The sequence below is a fragment of the Methylobacterium radiodurans genome (assembly GCF_003173735.1).
Taxonomy (GTDB): Bacteria; Pseudomonadota; Alphaproteobacteria; order Rhizobiales; family Beijerinckiaceae; genus Methylobacterium; species Methylobacterium radiodurans.
Genome location: NZ_CP029551.1, coordinates 2,084,192 through 2,107,461 on the forward strand (window position 1 = coordinate 2,084,192; position 23,270 = coordinate 2,107,461).

General features: G+C 66.4%; 19 protein-coding genes and 1 tRNA gene. 14 read left to right on the forward strand and 6 right to left on the reverse strand.

All coding sequences use genetic code 11. The features are described 5' to 3' along the window. The first annotated feature begins 78 nt into the window (after nt 1-78). On the forward strand, nt 79-2,922 hold the full coding sequence (locus DK427_RS09520; protein ID WP_109954081.1) for a PAS domain-containing protein: 2,844 nt from the start codon (nt 79-81) through the stop codon (nt 2,920-2,922). Nucleotides 2,923-3,086: 164 nt separating this feature from the next. Here the strand turns inward: DK427_RS09520 and DK427_RS09525 are convergent, their stop codons facing one another. After that, nucleotides 3,087-3,338: a hypothetical protein gene (locus DK427_RS09525; RefSeq protein ID WP_109951055.1), complete on the reverse strand. Its 252-nt coding sequence runs from the start codon at nt 3,336-3,338 to the stop codon at nt 3,087-3,089. 579 nt (nt 3,339-3,917) lie between these two features. Between DK427_RS09525 and DK427_RS09530 the strand changes: the two genes are divergently transcribed. The 4 genes from DK427_RS09530 to DK427_RS09545 are packed head-to-tail and all read left to right on the forward strand — an operon-like array spanning nt 3,918 to nt 7,303. Further along, the gene (locus DK427_RS09530; protein WP_109951056.1) at nt 3,918-5,627 is read left to right on the forward strand and encodes an ArnT family glycosyltransferase; all 1,710 of its coding nucleotides are present in this window, start codon (nt 3,918-3,920) and stop codon (nt 5,625-5,627) included. Continuing rightward, nucleotides 5,624-6,358 carry a glycosyltransferase family 2 protein gene (locus DK427_RS09535; protein ID WP_109951057.1) on the forward strand — a complete coding sequence of 245 codons (735 nt, stop codon included), beginning with the start codon at nt 5,624-5,626 and terminating at the stop codon, nt 6,356-6,358. The genes DK427_RS09530 and DK427_RS09535 overlap by 4 nt, the downstream gene beginning before the upstream one ends. Beyond that, nucleotides 6,352-6,681, forward strand: coding sequence for a lipid-A-disaccharide synthase N-terminal domain-containing protein (locus DK427_RS09540; RefSeq protein WP_109951058.1), 330 nt, complete (start codon nt 6,352-6,354; stop codon nt 6,679-6,681). Before DK427_RS09535 ends, DK427_RS09540 begins: the two co-directional genes overlap by 7 nt. Before the next feature lie 16 nt (nt 6,682-6,697). Beyond that, complete coding sequence (locus tag DK427_RS09545; RefSeq protein WP_109951059.1) at nt 6,698-7,303, forward strand: pyridoxamine 5'-phosphate oxidase family protein; 606 nt, start codon at nt 6,698-6,700, stop codon at nt 7,301-7,303. Between the two features lie 55 nt (nt 7,304-7,358). Here DK427_RS09545 and metC read toward each other — a convergent pair whose 3' ends face one another. Both metC and DK427_RS09555 read right to left on the reverse strand, forming a co-directional pair. Then, on the reverse strand, nt 7,359-8,531 hold the full coding sequence (metC, locus tag DK427_RS09550; protein ID WP_109951060.1) for a cystathionine beta-lyase: 1,173 nt from the start codon (nt 8,529-8,531) through the stop codon (nt 7,359-7,361). A gap of 112 nt (nt 8,532-8,643) precedes the next feature. Then, nucleotides 8,644-9,522, reverse strand: a complete 879-nt coding sequence (locus tag DK427_RS09555) for an alpha/beta hydrolase (protein WP_109951061.1) — start codon at nt 9,520-9,522, stop codon at nt 8,644-8,646. A gap of 170 nt (nt 9,523-9,692) precedes the next feature. On the opposite strand from DK427_RS09555, the gene DK427_RS09560 reads away from it, so the two are divergent. Continuing rightward, the gene (locus tag DK427_RS09560) at nt 9,693-10,943 is read left to right on the forward strand and encodes a NupC/NupG family nucleoside CNT transporter (protein WP_109951062.1); all 1,251 of its coding nucleotides are present in this window, start codon (nt 9,693-9,695) and stop codon (nt 10,941-10,943) included. 10 nt (nt 10,944-10,953) lie between these two features. Here the strand turns inward: DK427_RS09560 and DK427_RS09565 are convergent, their stop codons facing one another. Further along, on the reverse strand, nt 10,954-11,907 hold the full coding sequence (locus DK427_RS09565; RefSeq protein WP_109951063.1) for a class I SAM-dependent methyltransferase: 954 nt from the start codon (nt 11,905-11,907) through the stop codon (nt 10,954-10,956). 218 nt (nt 11,908-12,125) lie between these two features. Between DK427_RS09565 and DK427_RS09570 the strand changes: the two genes are divergently transcribed. After that, nucleotides 12,126-12,210 (forward strand) — tRNA-Leu (locus tag DK427_RS09570). Between the two features lie 86 nt (nt 12,211-12,296). Further along, a complete protein-coding gene (locus DK427_RS09575; RefSeq protein WP_109954082.1) occupies nt 12,297-14,015 on the forward strand; it encodes a DUF6538 domain-containing protein in 1,719 nt (572 codons plus the stop codon). Between the two features lie 181 nt (nt 14,016-14,196). Here the strand turns inward: DK427_RS09575 and DK427_RS26235 are convergent, their stop codons facing one another. Next, a complete protein-coding gene (locus DK427_RS26235) occupies nt 14,197-14,490 on the reverse strand; it encodes a hypothetical protein (protein WP_162559757.1) in 294 nt (97 codons plus the stop codon). 306 nt (nt 14,491-14,796) lie between these two features. Here DK427_RS26235 and DK427_RS09580 point away from each other — a divergent pair, with 306 nt between their 5' ends. From DK427_RS09580 to DK427_RS09600, 6 genes are all read left to right on the forward strand, one after another. Continuing rightward, nucleotides 14,797-15,183 (forward strand): hypothetical protein, encoded by a 387-nt coding sequence (locus tag DK427_RS09580; RefSeq protein ID WP_245930859.1) that lies wholly within the window; start codon nt 14,797-14,799, stop codon nt 15,181-15,183. A 109-nt stretch (nt 15,184-15,292) separates the two neighbouring features. Beyond that, nucleotides 15,293-17,497, forward strand: coding sequence for an SF1B family DNA helicase RecD2 (gene recD2, locus DK427_RS09585; protein WP_109951064.1), 2,205 nt, complete (start codon nt 15,293-15,295; stop codon nt 17,495-17,497). A gap of 434 nt (nt 17,498-17,931) precedes the next feature. Beyond that, nucleotides 17,932-18,210, forward strand: a complete 279-nt coding sequence (locus DK427_RS27065) for an ImmA/IrrE family metallo-endopeptidase (protein ID WP_245930991.1) — start codon at nt 17,932-17,934, stop codon at nt 18,208-18,210. A 108-nt stretch (nt 18,211-18,318) separates the two neighbouring features. Then, nucleotides 18,319-19,830: a DGQHR domain-containing protein gene (locus DK427_RS09595; protein ID WP_109951065.1), complete on the forward strand. Its 1,512-nt coding sequence runs from the start codon at nt 18,319-18,321 to the stop codon at nt 19,828-19,830. After that, nucleotides 19,831-21,147 (forward strand): hypothetical protein, encoded by a 1,317-nt coding sequence (locus DK427_RS26240; RefSeq protein ID WP_162559758.1) that lies wholly within the window; start codon nt 19,831-19,833, stop codon nt 21,145-21,147. Further along, a complete protein-coding gene (locus DK427_RS09600) occupies nt 21,144-22,289 on the forward strand; it encodes a DNA adenine methylase (RefSeq protein WP_109951066.1) in 1,146 nt (381 codons plus the stop codon). Before DK427_RS26240 ends, DK427_RS09600 begins: the two co-directional genes overlap by 4 nt. A 194-nt stretch (nt 22,290-22,483) precedes the next feature. Here the strand turns inward: DK427_RS09600 and DK427_RS09605 are convergent, their stop codons facing one another. Then, the gene (locus tag DK427_RS09605) at nt 22,484-23,191 is read right to left on the reverse strand and encodes a hypothetical protein (protein WP_109951067.1); all 708 of its coding nucleotides are present in this window, start codon (nt 23,189-23,191) and stop codon (nt 22,484-22,486) included. Nucleotides 23,192-23,270 lie beyond the last annotated feature (79 nt).

Sequence of the window (23,270 nt, forward strand, 5' to 3'; positions counted from 1 at the left end):
GATCACCCAGGGCTCGGGCCGCCCAGCATGCGCCATGATGCTGCAATGCAGGGTGTCCGCGGGCGTGCGACTGCGGCGATGACGGACGCTTCCACGCGTGCCGGGGCCTGCCCGCCGGCCTTCGATCCGCGCGATCCTGCCCGGCTCGCGGCGCTGCACGCCTACGCGATCCTCGACACGCCGCCCGAGCCGGCCTTCGACGACATCGCGCAGATGGCGGCGCAGGCCTGCGACGTGCCGATGGCCCACATCAACTTCATTGACGCCGACCGGCAATGGATCAAGGCCGCGGTCGGCCATGTGGCGCGCGAGATGCCGCTGCAATTCGGCTTCTGCACGGACGCGCTCGGCGCGGACGACGTCCTGGTCCTGCCGGATCTCGCGGCGGAGCACGACCGCGCGACGAATCCCATGGTCGTCGGCGAGCCGCACCTGCGCTTCTATGCCGGGGTGCCGCTGACGACGCCGGAGGGCCACGCGATCGGCACGCTCTGCGTGCTCGACCGGGAGCCGCGCCGGCTGACCGAGCCGCAGATCTTCATCCTGAAGGCGCTCGCCCGCACCGTGATGGCGCAGCTCGAGGCCCGGCGCAGCGCTGCCGCCCTGCGGAGGCGGGAGGAGCACTACCGCTCGCTCTTCGAATCGATCGACGCGGGGTTCTGCCTCGTCGAGATGCGCTTCGACGCGCAGGGCCGCGCCGCGGACTACCGCTTCCTCGAACTCAACCAAGCCTTCGCCCGCCAGACCGGCCTGTCCGACGCCGCCGGGCGCTGGATGCGCGAGCTTGTTCCGGACCACGAGCAGCACTGGTTCGATATCTACGGGGCGGTCGCGCGCACGGGCGAGCCGGTGCGCTTCGAGAACGCCGCGAACGCGCTCGGGCGCTGGTACGACGTCTACGCCTACCGGGTGGACGACCCGGCGCTGAATCACGTGGCCATCCTGTTCAACGACATCACCGAGCGCCGCCGGATCGAGACGAATCTGCGGGCGAGCGAGGCGGAGTTACGGCTCGTCGCCGACGCCATGCCGGTCCTTATCGCCGTCGTGGATCGCGGCCTCGTCTACCGCTTCGCCAACGCCGCCTACCGGCTCTGGCTCGGGCAGGGGCCCGAGGCCGTGGTCGGCCGCACCATCGCCGAGGTGGTGGGCCCCGCCGAGTTCGAGGCGCGCCGCGAGGCGCTGGCGCGCGTGCTCGCGGGCGAGGAGGTGCGGATCGAGCGCGAGTGGCGCTGGCCGGATGGCCGCACCCGCATCGCCGACATCCGATACATGCCGCGCCGCGCCCCGGGGAAGGGAGACGCCGCAACGGACGGCTTCTACGTCTTCGTGCACGACGTCACGGACGCCAAGCGCGCCGAGACCCAACTTCAGTCGCGGGCCGAACAGCTCGAGGCGCAGATCGTGGCGCAGGGACGCGAGCGCGACCGCATCTGGACCCTGTCACCGGTGCTGAAGGTGGTGGCCGGCCTGGACGGCCGGATCCGCACCGTCAACCCCGCCTGGAGCCGGGCCACGGGCTGGAGCGAGGCGGACGTGGCCGGCCGAGGGTTCCTCGATTTCGTCGGAGTGGAGGACCGGCCGGCCGCGGAGGTGGCCCTGCAACGGCTCGGCGAGGGCCGGATGATCGAGGATATCGAGCTGTCGAGCCTCGTCGCCGACGGTGGGCGCCGCCGGGTGCTCTGGACGATCGTGCCGGACGACGGTTCGCTCTACGGCTACGGTCGCGATCTCACCGAGTTGCGCCAGGCTGAGGACGCTTTGCGTCAGTCTCAGAAGATGGAGGCTGTGGGCCAGCTGACGGGCGGGGTCGCGCACGACTTCAACAACCTGCTGACCATCATCCGCTCGTCGGTGGAGTTCCTGCGCCGGCCCGAGCTGCCGGAGGTGCGCAAGGCGCGCTACCTGGATGCGGTCTCCGACACGGTCGATCGCGCCGCCAAGCTCACCGGCCAGCTGCTGGCGTTTGCCCGGCGCCAGGCCCTGAAGCCCGAGATCTTCGATGCCGGCGCCCGCCTCCAGGCCATCGCCGAGATGCTCGACCAGATCATGGGCGCGCGCATCCGCGTGGCCGCCGCGCTGCCCGAGGCACCCTGCTTCGTGCGCGCCGACGCCAGCCAGTTCGAGACCGCGCTGGTCAACATGGCGGTCAACGCGCGCGACGCCATGGCGGGCGAGGGGCACCTCACCCTGCGGCTGACCGGGGGGCAGGCCCTGCCGGCGATCCGCGGGCACGCGGCCAATGCCGGGCCGTTCGCGGCAGTCTCGGTGAGCGACACTGGCTCCGGGATCGCGGAGGCGGATCTGGCGCGCATCTTCGAGCCGTTCTTCACCACCAAGGAGGTGGGCAAGGGCACGGGTCTGGGGCTGTCCCAGGTGATCGGCTTTGCCAAGCAGTCGGGCGGGGACGTGGCGGTGGCCAGCCGCCCGGGCGAGACGACCTTCACGCTCTACCTGCCGCAGGCCGAAGCACCCCGGGCCGTGGCGGGTCCGGCCGCGCCGGCGTCTGCCCCGGCGGGTCCGGGGCGGGGCCTGTGCGTACTGGTGGTGGAGGACAACCTGGAGGTGGGCCGGTTCTGCACGCAGATCCTGGAGGATCTGGGCCACCGGCCGGTCTGGGCGCACAACGCGGAGGCGGCTCTGGCCGAGCTTGCGCGGGAGGGGGACGGGGGCGCCGCGCGCTTCGACGCGGTGTTCTCGGACGTGGTGATGCCGGGCATGGGCGGGATCGCGCTGGCGCGGCGGCTGCGGGCGAGCCGGCCGGACCTGCCGGTTGTGCTGACCTCCGGCTACAGCCACGTCCTGGCCCAGGACGACGCCCACGGCTTCGAGCTCGTGCGAAAACCCTACTCCGCCGAGGAACTCGCCCGCGTCTTGCGCGAGGCGGCGCGGCGCGAGGGCGTCGTGACCCACCGACAGTGAGATCCGGTGGTGCGCTGGATGACGGCGCATTCCGGGAAGAGCCTACGGGCAGGCAGGTGCAGGCCCTTGATCGGTTCGATGACCGCTTCGATCATCGGCGTGGCCGCTCGCGGCGCCCTCGACAGTGCCGACAGCCCCCAGGTGTCGAGGCTGTGGGCGGCCCCTCAGGTGCGGCGGTCGTGGTAGCGCCTTGTCCAGACGAACAGGAAGTACACCGCCAACGAGATCGCGTTCACGGTGAGGCCCCAGCCGTAGCTCTGCACGCCGTGGGCGCCGACCGGGTGGCCCAGCTCGCCGAGTCCGACGAGGGCGCCGACGATGCCGAGGGCGGCAAACAGAAGCGCGAAGATCAGCACGGCCACCTCCATCGCGAACAGGTGCGCGAGATCAACGCGGGCCGATTTCAGAGGATGCACGCGCCCGGACGATTCGCGCGGCCCTGAGCGAGTTCCCCTACCACTCGAAGAACGAGTCGAGGCTCGGCATCATGCAGAGCATCGTGCCTGCCGCCCCGAGCACGCCCGCCACCATGACAACCACTTCCATTGCGCGAGCCTCCCGACTGCATTGCGCACGATCAACTCGGGAAGGGCGGCGGCGGTTCAACCGCACGGAGCGTGGACGCGGGCGATCACCACCGCAGGAAGCGGTCGGCGGCCGGCAGCGCCGCCACAGTGAGGACGATGGCGCCGAGCGCCCCCGAGAGCATGATGACGAGAGACAGAGACACGGCTACGCCCCTCCAACGACGCTCCGCCACGCGCGACGGCACGTGACATCGGATCAATGGGCCGAGGATGCGAACGGTGCCGTGCGGCAGAATGGCCCGGACGCCGGACGCCGGACGCCGGACGCCGGACGCCGGACGGCCGAGGCGAGGCGGCATTTGACATTCCGGGGCCGATCACCGACACGGCCCGCCGCGACGCCGCGCCGGTCCGGGGCCGCAGACGGCCGATCCGGATGAGACAGCCCACCTCCATGGCGAACCACGCATGACCAGCCTGTCCGCAGGCCGCGCGGGGAATGCGGAACCCGACCTCGTGGACCGGCTGCCGGTCCTCGCCGCGCGCAGCCATGCCTGGGCCAGCGCCGCGCTGCTCCTCCTGGCGCTCATCCTGTTCCTGCCCGGTCAGGTCGGCCTGCAGCCGATGGACCGGGACGAGCCGCGCTTCGCCCAGGCCTCGAAGCAGATGCTGGAGACGGGCGACCTCATCGATATCCGCTTCCAGGGCGAGGCCCGCCACAAGAAGCCGGTCGGCATCTACTGGCTCCAGGCGGCGAGCGTGGCGGCGGGCGAGGCGCTCGGCGTGACCGACGCCCGGACCGAGATCGCGCTCTACCGCATCCCCTCGCTCGTCGGCGCCTGCGCCGCCGTGCTGCTCGCCTACTGGGCGGGGCTCGCGTTCCTCGACAGGCCCCACGCCGTGCTCGCCGCGGCCCTGTTCGGGGCCTGCCTGATGCTCTCGGCGGAGGCGCGGCTCGCCAAGACCGACGCGCTGCTGACCGCCTGCACGGTCGCGAGCTTCGGGGCGCTCGCCCGTGTCTGGCTCTCGCGGGGCAGCATCGTGCCGCTGCCGCGCTCGGCCGTCATCGCCTTCTGGGGCGGGCTGGCGCTGGGCATCCTGGTGAAGGGGCCGATGGTGCCGCTCTTCGTCGGCCTGCCCGCGCTGATCCTGTCGGTCCTGGGGCGCGACGCGTACTGGCTGCGGCGGCTGCGCCCGGGGCTCGGCCTCGCCCTGGTGGCGCTCGCGGTCGCGCCCTGGTTCCTGGCCATCGCCTGGAAGAGCGGCGGCGCCTTCTTCGCCGAGGCGGTCGGCCAGGACATGCTGGGCAAGGTCGGTGCGGCCAAGGAGAAGCACTGGGGCCCGCCAGGGGCCTACGCGCTCGCCTTCTTCGGCACCTTCTGGCCGGGCGCGGTCTTCGCGGCGCTCGCCATCCCCTTCGCGTGGCGCGCCCGGAGCGAGGACGCCGTCGCGCTCCTGGTCGCCGCGATCCTGCCCGCGTGGCTGGTCTTCGAGTGCGTGCCCACCAAGCTGCCGCACTACGTGCTGCCCCTGATGCCGATGGTGGCGATCCTGACCGTCCTCGCCCTGCGGCGCGGCGCCCTCGACCCGCGCCGGCCCGGCGCGGTGGCGGTGGCGTTTCTCGTGGTGGCGATCCCCCTCGGCCTCGCCGTCGGATTGCCGCTGGCCGGCTGGCAGCTCGACCGGCAGATCCCCTGGGCGGCCCTGCCCCCGCTCGCGGGCGCGGTCGGCCTCGCGCTCGCCGCCTGGCTGGCCTTCCGGGCCGCCCGGCCCGAGCGGGCGCTCGTCCTCGCCGTCCTGGCGAGCCTACTCGTCTCGCCCGCCCTGTTCGGGCTCGGCCAGCGGGAAATCCCGGCCCTGAAGGTCTCGCCCCGGCTCGCCGCCATCCGCGATGCGCTGCCCTGCCCGAACCCGCGCGTGGCGAGCCTCGGCTACCGCGAGCCGAGCCTCGTCTTCCTCGTCGGCACCGACCTCGCTACCCCGCCGACCGGGCAGGAGGCCTCCGACTTCCTGCATGCCGGCGGCTGCCGCCTCGTCTTCGTCGAGGAGCGGCAGGCGGCCGAGTTCGCGGCCGCCGAGGCCGGAAAGCCCGCTGCCCGGCGGGTCGGCACGGTCTCGGGCTTCAACATCAACGGGGGCCGCCGGGTCGGCCTCGCGGCCTACGCGGTGGTTCCGTGAGCGCGTATCGTCTCAGCGTCGTCGTCCCGGTGAAGAACGAGGCCGGCAACATCGAGAGCCTCGTGGCCGAGCTGGAGCGGGCCTGCGCCCCGCTCGGGTCCTTCGAGGTCATCTACGTCGACGACGGCTCGACCGACGCCACCGCGGCCGTGCTCGCCGCCGCCCGGCAGGACCGGCCGTGGCTGCGCGTGCTGCGCCACGTGCGCAGCGGCGGCCAGTCGGCGGCGGTGCGCAGCGGCGTCGCGGCGGCGCGCGCCGACATCGTCGCGACCCTCGACGGGGACGGCCAGAACGACCCGGCCTTCATCCCGTCCCTCGTCGCCGCGCTGGAGGAGGCGGGCCCCCGCGCCGGCCTCGCCCAGGGCCAGCGTCAGGGCCGCAAGGACGGCGCGTTCAAGATGCTGCAGTCGCGCATCGCCAACGGGGTGCGCGGGCGCATCCTGAAGGATTCGACCCGCGACACCGGCTGCGGGCTCAAGGTCTTCCGGCGCGCGGTCTACCTGCGGCTGCCCTATTTCGACGCCCTGCACCGCTTCATGCCGGCCCTCGTCGCCCGCGAGGGCTTCGCGGTCGTCCACCGCGACGTGGTGGACCGGCCGCGCTTCTCGGGCCGCTCGAACTACGGCCTGTTCGACCGGCTCTGGGTCGGGATCCTCGACCTCGCCGGCGTCTGGTGGCTGATCCGGCGCAAGCGCCCGACGCCGGAGGTGGCGGAGGTGGGACCGTGCTGATCCAACTCGCCGAGGACCTGCCGGCCTATTTCTACGACGTCTTCGTCACGCGCTTCGATTTCTGGCTGGTCTTCGGCATCGGCGCCCAACTCGTCTTCGGCTCGCGCTTCATCCTGCAATGGATCGCGAGCGAGCGGGCCGGCCGCAGCGTGATGCCGCTCTCCTTCTGGTTCCTGTCGATCCTCGGCGGGCTGATGACCCTGGTCTACGGCTTCGTGCGCCGGGAGCCGGTGATCATCATCGGCCAGGGACTCTCGACGGTGATCTACCTGCGCAACCTCGCGCTGATCTTCCGCGAGCGGCGGAGACGGGCCGCGCCATGATCACCCGCCGGGTCCCATGAGCCGCGCGGCCCTGCCCGCCTTCCACGACGACCTCGACGCCTGCTTCGCGGAGGTCTGGCGCCTCCTCGGCGCGGGCGTCGAGCGGGGGCGCAGCGGCTTCCATCTGCCCGCCCTCGCGACCCTCGGCGCGGCGGGCGTCCCGCGGGTGCGGACGGTGGTGCTGCGGGCGGTCGATCCGGAAGCCGGCACGCTGCGCATCCACTGCGACCGCCGCTCCGACAAGGCGGACGAGATCGCCCGGAACGGCGCCTGTGCGCTCATGGCCTACGACCGCGAGACGACGGTGCAGATTCGCGCTGAGGGTCGGGGGACGCTGCACACGGACGACGCGCTCGCCGATGCCGCCTGGGCCGCCGCCCAGCCGATGAGCCGGGTCTGCTACGGCACCGCGCCCGGGCCCGGCACGGCGATCCCCGCGGGCGACGCCTACGCGCTGCCGGATGCGGACGCGGCGGTCGCGCTCGGCCGTCCGCACTTCGCCGCTGTGGTGGTGCGGGTGGCGGCCCTCGACTTCCTCTATCTCGATCGCCGCGGTCACCGCCGCGCCCGCTGGGACCGATCGGGGACGGGACCGTGGACGGGCCGCTGGCTGGTGCCGTGAGGCGGCCCCGCGCCCGCGCCCTTCCGCCGGGTCGTCCCCCGCCGTCCCAGGGCGTTCAGCTCGCTGCCCGCAGCCGCGCGAAGCCCGCCTCCAGATCGGACTTCAGGTCGGCGGTGTCCTCAAGGCCGATATGGAAGCGCAGGCCCCAGCCGCCCGGCGCCCAGGCGGTCGCCGTGCGGTAGGGCGCACAGTCGAACGGGATAACGAGGCTCTCGAAGCCGCCCCAGGAGAAGCCCATCCCGAACAGCTCCAGCCCGTCGAGCATCGCGGCGAGCGCCGCCTCCGGGCAGGGCTTGAGGATCACGCCGAACAGGCCCGAGGCTCCCGAGAAGTCCCGCCGCCAGATCGCGTGGCCAGGATCGTCGGGGAGCGCGGGGTGCATCACCCGCAGAACCTCGGGCCGGCCCTGCAGCCACTGTGCCATCTCCAGCCCGGCCCGGCCGTGCTCGCGCAGGCGCAGGTTCATGGTGCGCAGGCCCCGCAGGGCCAGGAAGATGTCCTCCGGCCCGGCGCACATCGCGAAATGGTCGAAGGTGCGCCGCACCGCCGGAAAGTGCTTGGCATTGGCCGAGGTCAGGCCGATCAGCAGGTCCGAGCCGCCGCTGAGATACTTGGTGCCGGCCTCGACCGCGATGTCGACCCCGCGCGCGTGCGGCGGGAAGAGCAGCGGCGTCGCCCAGGTGTTGTCCATGATGACGGTGCCGCCGCGGGCGTGCACGACCTCGGCGATCGCCGGCACGTCCTGCATCTCGAAGCTCTGCGAGCCCGGCGCCTCGACCAGCACGGCCCGAGTGTTCTCGCGCATCAGCGCCGCGATGCCGGCCCCGATCGTCGGGTCGTAGTAGGTGGTCTCGACGCCGAAGCGGGCGAGCACGCCGTCGCAGAACTGGCGGGTCGGGCGGTAGGCGGAATCGGTCACCAGCAGGTGGTCGCCGGCCGAGACGGCGGCCATCAGCGCGACGGTGAGCGCGGCGAGCCCCGAGGGCGTCACCACCGTGCCGGCCGCGCCCGCGAGGTCCGTCCAGGCCTCGGTGAGCGCGTCCATCGTCGGCGTCGCCGAGGTGCCGTAATTGTAGCGCCCGCGCCGGTGCTTGATCGCGTCGTAGGTCGGATAGAGCACCGTCGAGCCGCGGTAGATCGGCGTGTTGACGAAGCCGTGCTGCTGCGACGGATCGCGCCCCGCATGGACGAGGCGGGTGGCGGGGCCGAAATTCGGGTTCTTCCTCAACGGACACGCTCGGGTTCGGATCGATCTCGGGCCGCACGAAGCCCGTGTGCCGGCCCGAGGTCAAGCCGAGGGGCTGGCCATGACCTCCCAGCCCTCCGTCCCTCGGTCGCCGCTACGCACCGGCGTGGCGCCTCAGGAAGGCTGCGGCCGTGTCCATCGAGCGGCGGGCCTCCGGCACGAAGCTGTGGGCGAACTGCCAGACATGGGGCACAACGGGGAACACCTCGACCGTGGCCGCGACGCCCGCGGCGCGCGCCTTCTCGGCCATCAGCACGGAATCGTCGCGCAGGATCTCGCGCTCGCCCACGTGGAACAGGAGCGGCGGCAGGCCGGTGAGGTCGGCCCTGAGCGGCGAGACCGCAGGGTCGGCCGGATCGGTGCCGCCGAGATAGAGCGGCAGGAGCTTGGCCACCGAGACCGGATCGAACATCGCGTCCCGGCTGGCATTCGTGACGCGCGAGCCGTCCGTCTTGGCGAGGTCCGCCGCGGGGGAGAACAGGGCGGCGGCGCGCGGCATCGGCAGGCCGCGGTCGCGCGCGGCGATCAGGACGAGGAGCGCGAGGTTGCCGCCCGCCGAGTCACCCGCGATCACCGCCGGCCCCTCCGCCGCGAAGGCGGCCCAGGCGGCCAGCGCGTCGTCGCGCGGAGCCGGGAAGGGATGCTCGGGCGCCAGTCGGTAATCGGGCACGAAGAGCGTGAAGCCGCGCCGGGCGAGGCCGCCCGTGATCGGCCGGTGCGTCTTCGGGGAGCAGGCGACGAAGCCGCCTCCGTGCAGGTAGAACAGACGGGCCCCGCCGCCCGCGGCCGGGCGCACCCACTCGCCGGGCACACCGCCGAGGCTGCCGGCCTCGTAGCGGACGCCCACCGGGTCCGGGAAGGTGGCGCCGTTGAGCACGGCGCGGATCCGGCCGATGTCCTGCATCGCGCCGAGGCGGTTGCGGACGTTCCGCCGCACCATCCAGGCACCGAGATGCGCGCGCAGGCTCGCCATGCGTTCAATCCGTCGTTTCACAGGTTGCGGCGCGTTGTAGGACGTCCGGGCGGCTTTTCCAGGCGCAGTGACCCCCGGCGGTCTCGTGAGGGGCCTGCATCTGGCCCGAACTTTCCATGCCGGTCCTCGGCGGCCAAGCTTCCGGCCGTATTCGCAGCCCCGTGCCCCCGATGACCGACCGCCTCTTCCACGCCGCCGCCAGCATCCTGCTGCTCCTGGGGCTCGCCGTGCTCCTCTCCAGCAACCGGCGCGCCATCCGGCCCCGGGTGGTGCTCTCGGCGCTCGCGCTGCAGGTCGGGCTCGGCGCGCTGGTGCTGTTCGTGCCGGCGGGGCAGGCCGGGCTGGCGGCCGCCGCGGGCGTCGTGCAGGCGGTCCTGGCCTACGGCGACCGCGGGACGGCCTTCCTGTTCGGTGGCCTCGTCGAGCCGAAGATGTTCGAGCTGTTCGGGGGCAGCGGCTTCATCCTCGCCCTGCGGGTGCTGCCGCAGATCCTCTACGTCTCGGCGCTGATCGGCGTGCTCTATCATCTGGGCGTGATGCAGGTGATGGCGCGCGGGCTCAGTGCCGTGCTGCGGCGGCTGCTCGGCACCTCACCGATCGAGTCCTTCGCGGCGGTGATCACGGTCGCGATCGGGCAGAGCGAGATCGCCGTGGCCCTGCGGCCGTTCCTCATGCTGCTCACCGGCGCCGAGCTCTTCGCCGTGATGACGAGCGGGGCCGCCTCCACGGCGGGCTCGATCCTGGCGGGCTACGCCGCGCTCGGCGTGCCGATGACCTACCTGCTGGCGGCCTCCGCGATGGCGATCCCCGGCGGGCTCCTCTACGCCAAGATCCTGATGCCGACGGTCGAGCCGACCCGGATCACCACGACCCGGGTCACCTTCGGCGAGCGCCGGGCCGCCAACCTCATCGAGGCCGCCGCGGACGGCACCCAGAAGGGCCTCGCCGTGGCGGTCTCGGTCGGCGCGATGCTGATCGCCTTCGTGGGCCTGATCGCGCTGGCGAACGGCGTGCTGGGCGTCCTCGGCGGCCTCGCGGGCTACCCGCAGGTCTCGATCGAGGGCGTGCTGGGCGCAGCCCTCAGCCCCTTCGCGTGGCTCCTCGGCGTGCCCTGGAGCGAGGCGGCGCGCGTCGGCGGCGCCATCGGTCAGAAATTCGTCTTCAACGAGTTCCTCGCCTACGCCGACCTCTCGCCCGCCCTGAAGGCCGGCGCGCTCGACCCGCGCAGCACCGCGATCGTCTGCTTCGCGCTGTGCGGCTTCGCCAACCTCGCCTCGATCGCGATCCAACTCGCCAGCTTCGCGAGCCTCGTGCCGGAGCGGCGCCCCGAACTCGCCCGCTACGGCCTGCGCGCCATCCTGGCCGGCACCCTCGCGAACCTGACGAGCGCAGCGATCGCCGGATTGTTCGTCCCGGGCTGAGCGGGCCGGTTCAGGTCGGCTTGCGGGCCGCGAGCAGCAGGGTGTTGGCGCGGGTGCGCGCCGGCAGGGGGCGCAGCCGGTCGAGCAGGAGGGCTGCGCCGTAGCTGAACGCCTGTGCCCCGTACCAGGACCAGTGGGCGCGGAAGTAGGGCTCCCGGCAGCGGATCGGCGTCGCCTTGGCCATCCAGTGGATGAGCGCGTCGTGCCGGTCCATGCCGATCGGCTCGACCCCGATCGGCTCGCAGCCGAGCCGGTGGGCGAGGGCCTCCAGCGCTCGGGGCGTCCACCATGTCAGGTGGTGGGGCGGCGCGTTCATGATGAAGTTCGGGATCGTGGTGTTCGGCGAGGGCCAGAGCGGCGTCCCGATCAGGAGCGTGCCGCCCGGTCTCACGCAGGCCGCGAGGCCGCGGGCGAAGCCCAGCGGATCGGCGACGTGCTCGATCACCTGGAAGGCGCAGGCCACGTCGTAGACCGGCCCGACCCGCGCGGCGTGCGCCGCGACGTCATCCGCCAGGATCGCGCCCGTCGGATCCTCGGCCGCGAAGTTCGGGTCGAGCCCGGTGTAGTGCGCACCCGGAACGTAGGTCCGGAAGCCGCCATGCCCGCAGCCGACATCGAGCACGCGATCCCCGTCCGCGACGTGGCGCGCCGCGGCGACGAATTCCAGCCGCTGCGTGCGCGGCCCCGCGAGCTTCTCGTGCGCACCGATGCGGGCGTAGAAGGCACGATAGAAGGCCGCGTCGCCGGCCACCATCGGATCGAAGAAGATCAGTCCGGTGGGCGACTCCCAGAGGCCGAACCGCCCCGCCGGCCGCAGCAGGTGCCCCACGGCGACACCCCCGGCATAGCGCCAGAGATCGGTGAGGAAGCGCGATCCGACCCACTGCACCAGCCGCTTCGCGGGTTCGCCCGTGATCGGGCAGGGCGGGTGCGGCGCGACGCGCGTCTGCGGGGGCGGATCCATCGAGTCTCCTCTGGCAGGTGCCGGGCGCTCGGGCGTCCGGTGTGCCCCTGCGGGGCCCGACGGTCGCATGATCGGCCCATCCTCAGCGGCGCGCACCATCGTATCGCGCTCCGGGCTGCGACCGCTGCCCCGATCCGCACATGTCGACGCAGAATCCTGATTGACGCGGCCGCGTTCCCCACATAAACGCATCCCCACACCGCCGGAAACGGACGGTTGCCCAGGTGGCGGAATTGGTAGACGCGCTGGTTTCAGGTACCAGTCTCGCAAGAGGTGAAGGTTCGAGTCCTTTCCTGGGCACCATCAGCCGCCTAAAGCGCTGATCCGCAAAGCAGTTCAGCAAAATCAGAGACTTAGGGCTGCCCGAGTGATACAATCGGGTGATACAGATGGCCCTGAGAATGGCACAGCCTTGGCCCCACCCCAAGACCGGCGTTTTTTGGTTCCGGCGCGCTGTGCCGAAGGATCTCCGCGCACTCATCGGCAAGGTCGAGGAACTCGTCAGCCTCAAGACCAAGGACCCGGCCGAAGCCCGCGTCCGCTACGCTAAGCTGTCGGCTGAGGTTGAAGCTCGCTGGGCGAACCTCCGAGCTGGCGCGCGCAAGCTGACGGAGCGGGATGCGCACGCTCTTGCCGCCTCAGCTCACGATGAATGGCTGGAACTGCATCGCGACGATCCTAGCTTCCAATCTGGATGGCGTACCGAACTCTATGCGACGCTGTGGACGGCTGAGCCGCTCCCCGAGATCGAGGCTCAACCCGGCGTACCCGGTGCAGTACCCATCACGAATATTTTCTACCGGTCGATGCGGCTGAGGTGCTTCCAAGAGGCGGACAGCATCCTCTCTCGCAACGGCTTCGTCGTCGATGAATGGAGCCGGTTAAAGCTGGCTAGAGCCATTGGCGCAGCACTTCAGAGGGCGAGCCTGACTCTTGGCCGCGCAGCCCAAGGCGAGATCGTGCACAACGACGCGCTCGGACGCGATTCGCCTGAGGCTGCCAAGGCGCTGAGCGGCGCGCTGTCGCCCACGCCGCCGGCATCTTCGCGACCGGCGAGGCAGCCCGCAGTCGCGAAGCCGCTGTCGCTGACCGGCCTTTTCGAGGCATGGTGGCGAGAGGCAAAGGGCGTGGGACGCAAGCCCAGCACGCACGAAAGCTACGAGAAAACCGTCCGCTACCTCATCGCCTTCCTCAAGCACGACGATGCCACGCGCGTGACGGCGGAGGACATCGTCGCCTTCAAGGATCACAGGCTCGCGACACCGTCGAAGCGCACCGGCAAGGTGCCTTCCGCCAAGACGGTCAAGGATAGCGACCTTGCCGCGCTGAAGACGTTGTTCGGCTGGGCGGTGATCAATCGTAAGCTCCCGACCAATCCGGCGGCCGGGCTGACGATCAAGGTTGGCAAGAAGCAGCGCCTAAGGCCGAAGGGCTTCGTCGAAGCCGAGGCGCATGCCATCCTCTCGGCCGCCTTGCACTACGTGCCCGGCCCACGGGAGGATGCGCGCACGGCCGCCGCGAAGCGTTGGCTGCCATGGCTGTGTGCGTTCAGCGGCGCGCGTGTCGGCGAGATGGGGCAGCTCCGCCGCCAGGATCTCCGGCGTGAGGGCGACCTGTGGGTGCTTCACATTACGCCCGAGGCCGGGACGGTGAAGACCGACGAGGCGCGCGAAGTGGTCCTGCACCAGCAGCTTATCAAACTCGGCTTTCCGGCCTTCGTCCAGGCTAGCGCCGAGGGGCCACTGTTTCTGACGCCGGGGAAGGGCGGTGACGTGCTCGGCCCCCTCGCTGGCTTGTTGAACCGGATGCGCGAGTTCGTTCGGCCCGTCGTGCCGGACCCGAACGTTCAGCCGAATCACGGGTGGCGGCACCTGTTCACGACGATCTGCGAGGAGGCGGAGATCAACTACCGCGTCTATAACGCGATCATGGGTCATGCCGGGCGCACGGCGGCCGACAGCTACGGCGACGTGACGCTGAAGGCCAAGGCTGCGGCCATACGCAAGCTGCCGTCGTTCGATCTCGACAAGCTCCGGGCGATTGTAGCCGTCCAGAGTGAGGTGGGCGACCGCGCGTTCGCGGTTGGTTCTGCCGACCCACGCGCTTGAGGCAGGTCGCCCGACCGAACTTCCGTCGTTAGGCCAGCTTACCGAGCGCGGCCGTGGTCTCGGCCTTGCCAATTTCATCGGGATCCTCAAGACTGCCGTGCCAAGTTATCATGGTCTTGTTCTCGTGATAACCTGGTAGTTCCATTGCGGCATTTAAAGTCTCCAATTGGAGTTCGAACATCTAAGAATGTGGACTTTCCATGTTTCTCCGGTAACCCGCCTCAAGTTCGTCCTCTTCCTCGATCTCAAGAGATTGAAGGAACGAGATAAATGCCGATTTAGCCTTTGCTGAAGAGAGTCTCAACGTAACGTCGGACGTCGGGCCTTTTACAAATAGTTGCCCGTTTTTTGATGATATTGTAAATCCACACGCGCTACGCTCATTTTCTACGCCCTCAACTAGGCAGTCTCTAGTCTCGTCATCATCAATCTCGTTCGTTTCGTGCCATTCCTCAAAATCTGTTATGGTAGGCATATGAACCTCACAGATAAACCTTGGGCCGGAATAATTCGCAGCCCATGATCCCTAACTTCACCCGCCCAAGCCCAAAATCCAAAGCACCTAGGACGGCGCACCTCAATATAGTGCTCGACGCGGAGTTGGGCAGGCTTACCATGAGGCCGGAGATCGACCTCGCAAAGGCGCTGCCGTGGGTCGAGAGGAAAACGGCAAGACGCTTTCGCCTTCGCAGAAGGACGCGATGCGGCTGATGCTCCGCGCGAAGCTCGCAGGGATATCGGAGGTTCAGGTGTCGGCAACACGGCGCTTCAGGAAGCTCTCGTGCACGCGCTTCTGAAGGGCACGGCCGGCAGTAGGCCGACCCTGCTGCTCGATGCCCTCAACATCTGGGGCACCAACGTCATCATCTTCGCCTTGTGGTTCTGGACGACGGATCGCGGCGGCGCGGCCTTACGCGGGCACCCGAAGGCGGGAGAGCCGGACTTCCTGTTCCCGCAGATGACCCTCAACCCGCAGGAGCCACAGACCCATTTCGTGCCCGGCTTCGTGGACTACCTGTTCCTCGCCTTTACCAACGCAACCGCCTTTTCGCCCACCGACACGCTGCCCCTCACGGCACGGGCCAAGCTGCTGATGATGGCCGAGGCGCTGATCTCGCTGCTGACCGTGGCGCTGGTCGCAGCGCGGGCTGTGAACATCCTCGCGTAGCGGAGAACGAGCGGTCGCCGGGCTTCGAGCGAATCAGTTCGGGTGCCCCCACATTGCAGGTTCGTCCGTCGCCTGACCGCGACTCTGAGTTGCAGACGTCTCGCCCCCCGTGAACGCTCGGCCGCCGACCCACGCCCCTGCGCCGAAGGAAACACTCGCCGGAACCGTCGAGCGGGTGACCTTCCACAACGCCGACAACGGCTTCTGCGTCCTGAAGGTGCAGGCGCGCGGCAAGCGCGACCTCGTACCGGTGATCGGGCACGCTCCGGCCATTGGCGCAGGGGAGTGGGTGGTTGCGACCGGCCTGTGGTTCACTGACCGCCAGCACGGACTCCAGTTCAAAGCCGAAACGCTGAAGGTCACGCCGCCGACCGGAGCCGAAGGCATCGAGAAGTATCTCGCCTCCGGCTACATGCGCGGCATCGGTCCGGCCATGGCCAAGCGCATCGTGGCGATGTTCGGCGAGGCCACCTTCGAGATCATCGAGGGTGAACCAGACCGCCTGAAGGAGGTCGCAGGCATCGGTCCCACACGCGCCGCACGAATCGTCGCCGGCTGGGCTGAGCAGAAGGCGGTGCGCGAGATCATGCTGTTCCTGCACGCGCACGGTGTCGGCACGGCGCGGTCGGTGCGCATCTTCAAGACCTACGGCCATGAGGCGATCAGCGTCATGACCGAGGATCCTTACCGGCTGGCGCGCGACATCCGTGGGATCGGCTTCAAGACGGCCGACGCTATCGCGATGAAGCTCGGCCTGACGAAAGACGCGCCGCAGCGGCTGCGGGCCGGCATCTCGTTCGCGCTCCAGACGGCCACCGATGAGGGTCACTGCGCCCTGCCGGTCGCCGAACTTGTCAAGCTCGCGACCGAGCTCCTCGGCGTCGAGGCTCCGCTGATTCGCTCGGCGTTGCTCGACGTGCTCGACACAGGCGAGGTGGTGCAGGACATCATCGGCGACAAAGCCTGCATCTTCCTGGCCGGCCTCCACGCGGCCGAGCGCGTCATCGCCGAGCGCCTGCTCCACCGCATTAAGGGCGAGCCGCCTTGGCCCGAAATCGATCTCGCTAAAGCGCTGCCTTGGGTCGAGGGCAAGACTGGCAAGACACTTTCACCCTCACAAGCTGAGGCCGTGCGGCTCGTGGTGGGCGCGAAGCTCGCGGTGATCACCGGCGGTCCCGGTGTTGGCAAGACCAGCACCCTCGACACGATCCTGCGCATCCTGTGCGCCAAGGGCACGCGGGTGCTGCTCGCCGCGCCGACCGGACGTGCCGCCAAGCGCATGAGCGAGCAAACGGGTCTCGAGGCCAAGACCATCCACCGCCTGCTGGAGATCGACCCGAAGCACGGCGGCTTCTCGCGCAATGAGGAGAACCCGCTCGCCTGCGACCTGCTCGTAGTGGACGAGACCTCGATGGTCGATGTGCCGCTGATGAACGCGCTGACCAAAGCCGTGCCGGGGCACGCCGGCCTGCTTCTCGTCGGCGACGTCGATCAGCTTCCTTCGGTCGGTCCCGGTCAGGTGCTGGCCGACATCATCGGCTCGGGGCGCGTGCCGGTGGCGCGGCTGACGGAGGTATTCCGGCAGGCTGCAGAGAGTCGCATCGTCGTCAACGCTCACCGCATTAACGCGGGCAAGATGCCTGAGCCCGCACCGCGCGGCGGCGAGAGCGATTTTCACCTCATCGAGATCGACGAGCCAGAGGCGGGCGTCGCAAAGCTGATCGAGGTGGTGACGAAGCGCATCCCGGCCCGCTTCGGGCTCGACCCCGTGCGCGACGTGCAGGTGCTGACCCCGATGCAGCGCGGCGTCCTCGGCGCGAGGAACCTCAACCATGAGCTTCAGGCCGTGCTGAACCCGGACCCGCCAACCTCTATCGAGCGGTTCGGCTGGCGTTTCTCACCGGGCGACCGGGTGATGGAGAGCCAGAACGACTACGACCGCGAGGTCTTCAACGGCGACCTCGGCACGGTGGCGCGGATCGACGAGGACGAGGGCGCAGTGATCGTCAGCTTCGAGGGGCGTGAGGTCGTCTACCCGTTCGGCGAACTTGATACGCTGGTGCCAGCCTATGCCACGACCATCCACAAGTCGCAGGGTTCAGAGTACCCGGCGGTGGTGATCCCGCTGACCACGGGGCATTGGACCATGCTGGCCCGCAACCTCCTCTACACGGCGGTCACGCGCGGCAAGCGCCTCGTGGTGCTGATCGGGCAGAAGAAGGCCGTTAGTATTGCGGTGCGCGGCGGGAATATGAGGCCCCGCTGGACAAAGCTGCAAGAGTGGCTCAGCAGCCGCAACGTCCAACGCACGTGAGTTCGGCTGCTCGACCGAGCCCTACTGGTTGGGTCAGCTTGCCGAGCGCAGCCGCTGGGACTCACCGATACCATCGGGATTATGCTGACCGCCGGGCCACGTCAGCATGGTCTTTGCTCGCGATGGCGCGGTTGCCTTGCCGCCCGCACAAACTCCCCGCAGTCCAGTCTTGGCGTCGCGGGCCGGTGGTGGCCGCACGGATCGGTTCAGGGATGGGAAGGCGCTGCGCAGATGCCGGTCAGCAGGATGGACCTCGCAGACGCGGGCTCACCGGAGGCGCTTGTCAAACGCATCCTACAGGCAGAGCCAAACCTTCCGGTGCCTATGCCGATCCAGGAGCTGTGCACGGGGCTCGGCATCCGCAGGATTGAGGAACTCGCTCCGACGATTTCGAGAGCGGCCTCCTGACCGACGCGAAACGGTCCGAAGGCACGATCCTCGCTAAGCGCGGGGCCGAGCCGCGTCGCCGCTTTACCACCGCGCACGAACTCCACCACTTCCTGATGGCGCACCACGAGCCGGATCAGCCCGGCCGGTTCCAGTGCAAGAGTGTGGACCTGCTCCGTCTCAAAGCGAAGGCGGGCGACCAGCGGCAACGCAGAGAGGTGGAGGCCAACCGCCTCGCCGCCCCCGGGCTGCTGCCCCCGCACCTACTGCGCAGGGCCATGGCGGCTTCTCGCAAGCCACTGTCATGGCTGAGAATGCAAGTATGATACATAAAAGTGACAGGATTGCGATTTGTGGGCTGTCAGCTCTTTTTCAAAAAAATCCACAAGGTTGGCCTGATGCCCTATCTGCCTACGCTGAGGTAGGATGACAGAATGTCGAGTTCAGAAGCCGTCTCTGCAAAGCGGGTGATCCCAGCCCTCCGATTCAAGCAGTGGCTTGATCGCTGGAATGACTATGACTTCAGTGAGGAGTTTCTCCGTAGGAAACCTCCTGAGCACATCTATATGTTTTCGCTTAGGGCTGCAGAACTGCGGGCACTTAGCGATGTCTACAAGCGTGAAAGACAGGGCTCAGCCGCTGAGGGCATCCAGCGGGTTCGCGACACGACGCGGACAGGTCGCATTCAGAATTATGTCCGGTACGGGTATCCCTACGGCGATCTCAAAGAACCTCAGCGAACGGACGAGACGAGTTCACTTCGGAAGCCAGGGTGGCTGCCGACGGCTATTGTAATAAATATCTTGTTGGCGGACGATGAGCGACACGGTCGTAAAGTCTCAGAAGGCTGTCACGCGGCCATAAAAGATTTAGGCGATGGACGATTTGAAATCATTGTACCATCGAAAATGGAAACCAGCGAAGGCGGGTTGGCTCCATTTGAGGTCATCGATGGGCAACATAGATTGTGGGCCTTCGATGCTGAAGTAGGCGAAGAGCCACTACCGGACGACTTCGAGTTACCAGTAGTTGCGTACCATGGGCTCGATATCTCATGGCAAGCCTATCTATTTTGGTCGATCAACGTATCGCCAAAAAGAATCAATCCGAGTCACGCTTTCGATCTCTACCCGCTCTTACGGACGCAAGATTGGCTGGATCGCGTCGGCGAGCTGAATGTGTATAGAGAAGCACGTGCTCAGGAATTGACGGAGCAAATGTACGCTCACGAATCTAGTCCCTGGCGTAACCGTATCAATATGTTAGGTGAGCGGGGCGGCAGCGGCGTCAGTCAAGCCGCTTGGGTTAGAACATTACTCCAGACGTTTCTCAGTACAGGTAGAGGACAGGGACGGGCGGGTTTATTTCAGGCGAATCTTTCTGATGGGATTGAGCCTCTAGATTGGACTCGATCACAACAAACCGCGTTTATTATACGTCTCTGGTCTGATATTAGCGCTTCGCTTGAGCGCAACAAGAATCTGTACTGGATCAGAAAATTTGAGACACCCGAGATGGCATTTGAAGATAAGCGATCTATGCTTAATCAAGATCAAGGATTGAGAGCCATTCACGCTGCTGCAAACGACATATTCTACCATAGTGCTCAAGTTTGGCAGCTTGATCGTTGGATACTCCGGTCAAACGACGATATTGAGCTTTACTCTTCGGAAGTGAGCAGCGCACTTCTATCATTGGACAAGCAGCCCTTTAGGCAGTTCATTGCGGAGTTTGCGGATCAGCTCACATATTTTGATTGGCGTTCCTTTGATGGTCCCGGCGTCAGGAGCGACGAGGGTGGAGAAGAACTCCTGCTACAAAAGCGCGCCTATCGCGGCAGTGGCGGCTACGCGGTACTTCGCGAAGACCTGTTGCGCAAGCTAACAGAGGCCAATGGTAGCGTGGGGCGTACTGCGAGCACACTGCTATTCGAGATGACCGCTTAAATGCCAATTTCAACGGTTGTATTGCATCAGGCAGATCGACGGTTCTTTCTGGCAGCGCTTGCAACCTTCGCCGGAAAAAATCGTACCCAATGGTTGGGGGCCGGCCATAGCGCCTCCAATGGACAGTTGCCGAAAACATGGACACAAGTTGCTCAGCTGCCCGCGCAGCAAGTGATCGATGTCCTGGCCGCATCCGCCCCAAACCATTGTATAGATGCTTGGAGCTATGTCTCTCGGGCCGTATCTTCATTGCTGTCTGGCGATGGGCATGCCTGCCGTCATCTCGCTTATTATGCGCAGTTGCGTGCAGGCATGTGCATTCTCGCGAACGTTGGGGTAGGAATATTTAATCGTATCAATTTCGTAGTGGACGCCACCGGGGCTGTACAACGGCTAGACCCTGTTCCGGGCGGCGGCAATCGCGGCGGGATAGGTACACATGAGGTGGTATGGGACGCCCTCAATGCGTGGGGCACCGGCGTGGTCACGGCACAATACTTTGCTGATGCAATCAAAATCAGAGGTGTAAGTCTCAGGGATCTGCTTTTGATTGTTTGGCCAGGGATTTCAATTCAAAACGTAGCGTCCGATATTATTCAAAGCTGGGGTCTCGACCTTCAGCGTGGCAAGACGGATCATTCAGAAAGAAATGTCTCTAGTTACGCACAGCATGCGCTCAATCCAGTGAATCCGCCAACGAATAACGTCGTAACATATGTATCTGAAACATGGAAGGTTTTAGAACCTACTTCTGCATCTGCGTATGACGCTCTAGATCGCTATCTATTGCGTGCGTTGCTGCAGAACCATCACAGAAGAGTTTCCGGAGACACCAACTACGCTGCTGGGCCAATAGGGCAACGTTATGCGCAGCTGCCGCAGAACTTAATGTCGTTAGTTGCCAGAGATTTCTTGGATGGCACCGTTGCAGACCCGGATCCCCAAGTTGTGAGGCTCGCGCTTTCAAACTCATCACCGGCAGGGCCGATAGAGATGCTGTCGCGCGCAATATTGTTGGTGCGAGCTGCCTCAGGTTTTACTCATACCTCATTTGCAGACGCTGGAATCAATATATCTGCCGGAGCAATGCGTCCTTGGATCAATCAATGGGCCGAGGAGCGCGGTTTTTGGTCGCCAAGTAGGCCGTTAGTAGATCCTATTGATCTTTGGGCTGATATAGAAATCGCACTTCTTGATCTTGAGCAATCAATCAATCCGCCGCCAAATTCTATGAGCGATTGGATAAAGAAGACTCAAAACGGCCTTCCGACAATTGCTGAAGTCGAGCGTGCCGGCGTTTGGAGCTTGTCCGCATGAAGTACATGGGCTCAAAGAAGGCCATGTTGCTCAATGGGCTTGGCGAGACAATCAGCGAAGAAATTTCAAAATCAACGAGATTCGTAGATTTATTTTCCGGCTCCGGCGCGGTGTCCTGGCACGTCTCGTCGCGGTGGCAGGTGCCTGTACTTGCATGCGATTTGCAGCACTACGCGGTGTCCCTCGCCGCAGGTGTTCTTACTAGAACTTCCCCTATACAATCTACCAAGACATTTGATAGGTGGATAAAAAAAGCAGAAGATAAAGTGCTTTCATGTCCCCATTACAAGGACATTCTTGGTAACCACATGCTTCTGCTCGAAGATGCGAATATTTCTTGCATAGCTGAGGGAGCTCGCGGCATTGCGGCCAGGGAGGGCAACAATTCTATTATGCGCTCGTATGGCGGATACTATTTCAGTCCTATGCAGTGCTTGTGGCTTGACGCGCTGCGTCAGGCTTTGCCTTATCGCACTCAAGACAGAGCTCTAGCACTAGCTGCGCTTATTTGTACAGCTAGCCGTTTGGCGGCATCTCCTGGTCATACAGCGCAACCACTCAAGGCCAATGAGACTGCGGGCGTGTATCTGAGAAGGGCTTGGAAAAGAGATTTGCTGAGCGTATTAAAGTACAATTTGATCGAAGTCGGACGTAAATCAGCCCTAAAAAGGGGGGCAGCTTTTCAAGGAGATGCGCTCGAAGTTGCCCGGACACTTCAAGATGGCGACCTTGTCTTCATCGATCCTCCGTACTCAGCCGTACAGTACAGTCGTTTCTATCATGTATTGGAAACGATATCGTCTGGTATGAATTTCGTTCCTGAAGGAAGTGGTCGCTACCCGCCAGTAAGCGGTCGTCCTGTATCGGCGTATAGTCTAAAAACAAAGTCACGAACCGCGATAGTTGACCTATTCAGGTCTCTCAGCTCAGTTGGCGCTAATGCTATTGTAACGTTTCCAGAGGAATTGGCCTCGAATGGCTTGAGCGGTAGGGATGTCGAAGAAGCGGCAGACGCTTACTTCGTCATTAAAAAACGCTCTGTTAGCACATCCTTTTCCACCTTAGGCGGGACGAGGGCCAACCGACAGGCTCGGAAAGTGGGAGGTGAGCTGATCCTTGCGCTGCAAGCGAAAGGGCGCTGATGGTCTAGAGACATTTGAGGCATCTAGGGTCTCGTATCACCACAGTAAGGTATACCCTGGTGAAGCGTCACAGCGGATGGCCTGCCTTGCGTCACGTTATGGTTCGAGTTCGGCCATGTGACGCCCCCCGGCTTGAAGCCTAAAGCTCGACGTTACACCAGGGTGCGCGGTCCCGCTGCGGTTCGACCGCCGTTTCACGGCTCCACGTCGAGCGCTATCACACGATGTCCGACGATCTCACTCAGCGGCACGTTCGCGGTCAGATACTCCTCGACCCGCTCGCCCGTCAGCGGATCCGTCGCCCAGCCATCACCCTTGAAGTGCTGGTTGAGCCCCAGCGTATGCCAGAGGAAGAGCCGGGCATTCTCGGCCGTGTCGGCGCAAGTCTCATAGCGCGCAACGCTCATGTGCTCGGGGTGATCCTCATTGTCCTTCACCGCGCTGCTGACCAGCGACGGAAGGATGCTCAGGGTGAGCACCGGATCTTGCAGGGCCTCGCGCCACGGCAGGAGCTTTCGGGCAACCTCGGGGTAGGTCGCCTCGATCATGACGAAGATGCCCGCCCAATCTGCGCGGATGCACTCGGCCTGCGGCAGCACGAACAGCCGCCAGCGCATACCCTCGGCAAGCTTCTCCCGTAGCCATGCGCGATCCTTTCCGATGCCGAGCACAATCTCCGACCCGCTTCGCCCGATCATGGCGCGCAGCCCATCCGGCCCGGTCACCCAGGCCAGCCGCCGTCCGCTCGCGAAGGCCAGCATACTGAAGTCGGCATCAGCCCGGCCCCGCACGACCCGCCCGCAGACGCCCGAGATTGCCTCAGGAACTGCCCGGCCGCCCTCGAAGAGCTCGACGTAGCCCGCCGGGTCGGTGGTGGCGGGCGCGGAGTTGGCATGGTCCACGGTCGCAGCCTCGTGCTAAAGCTTGGCTGTGACAAGCTACCCCGAGCCTCTCGCAGGACCTATCAACACCCTCGCTGCG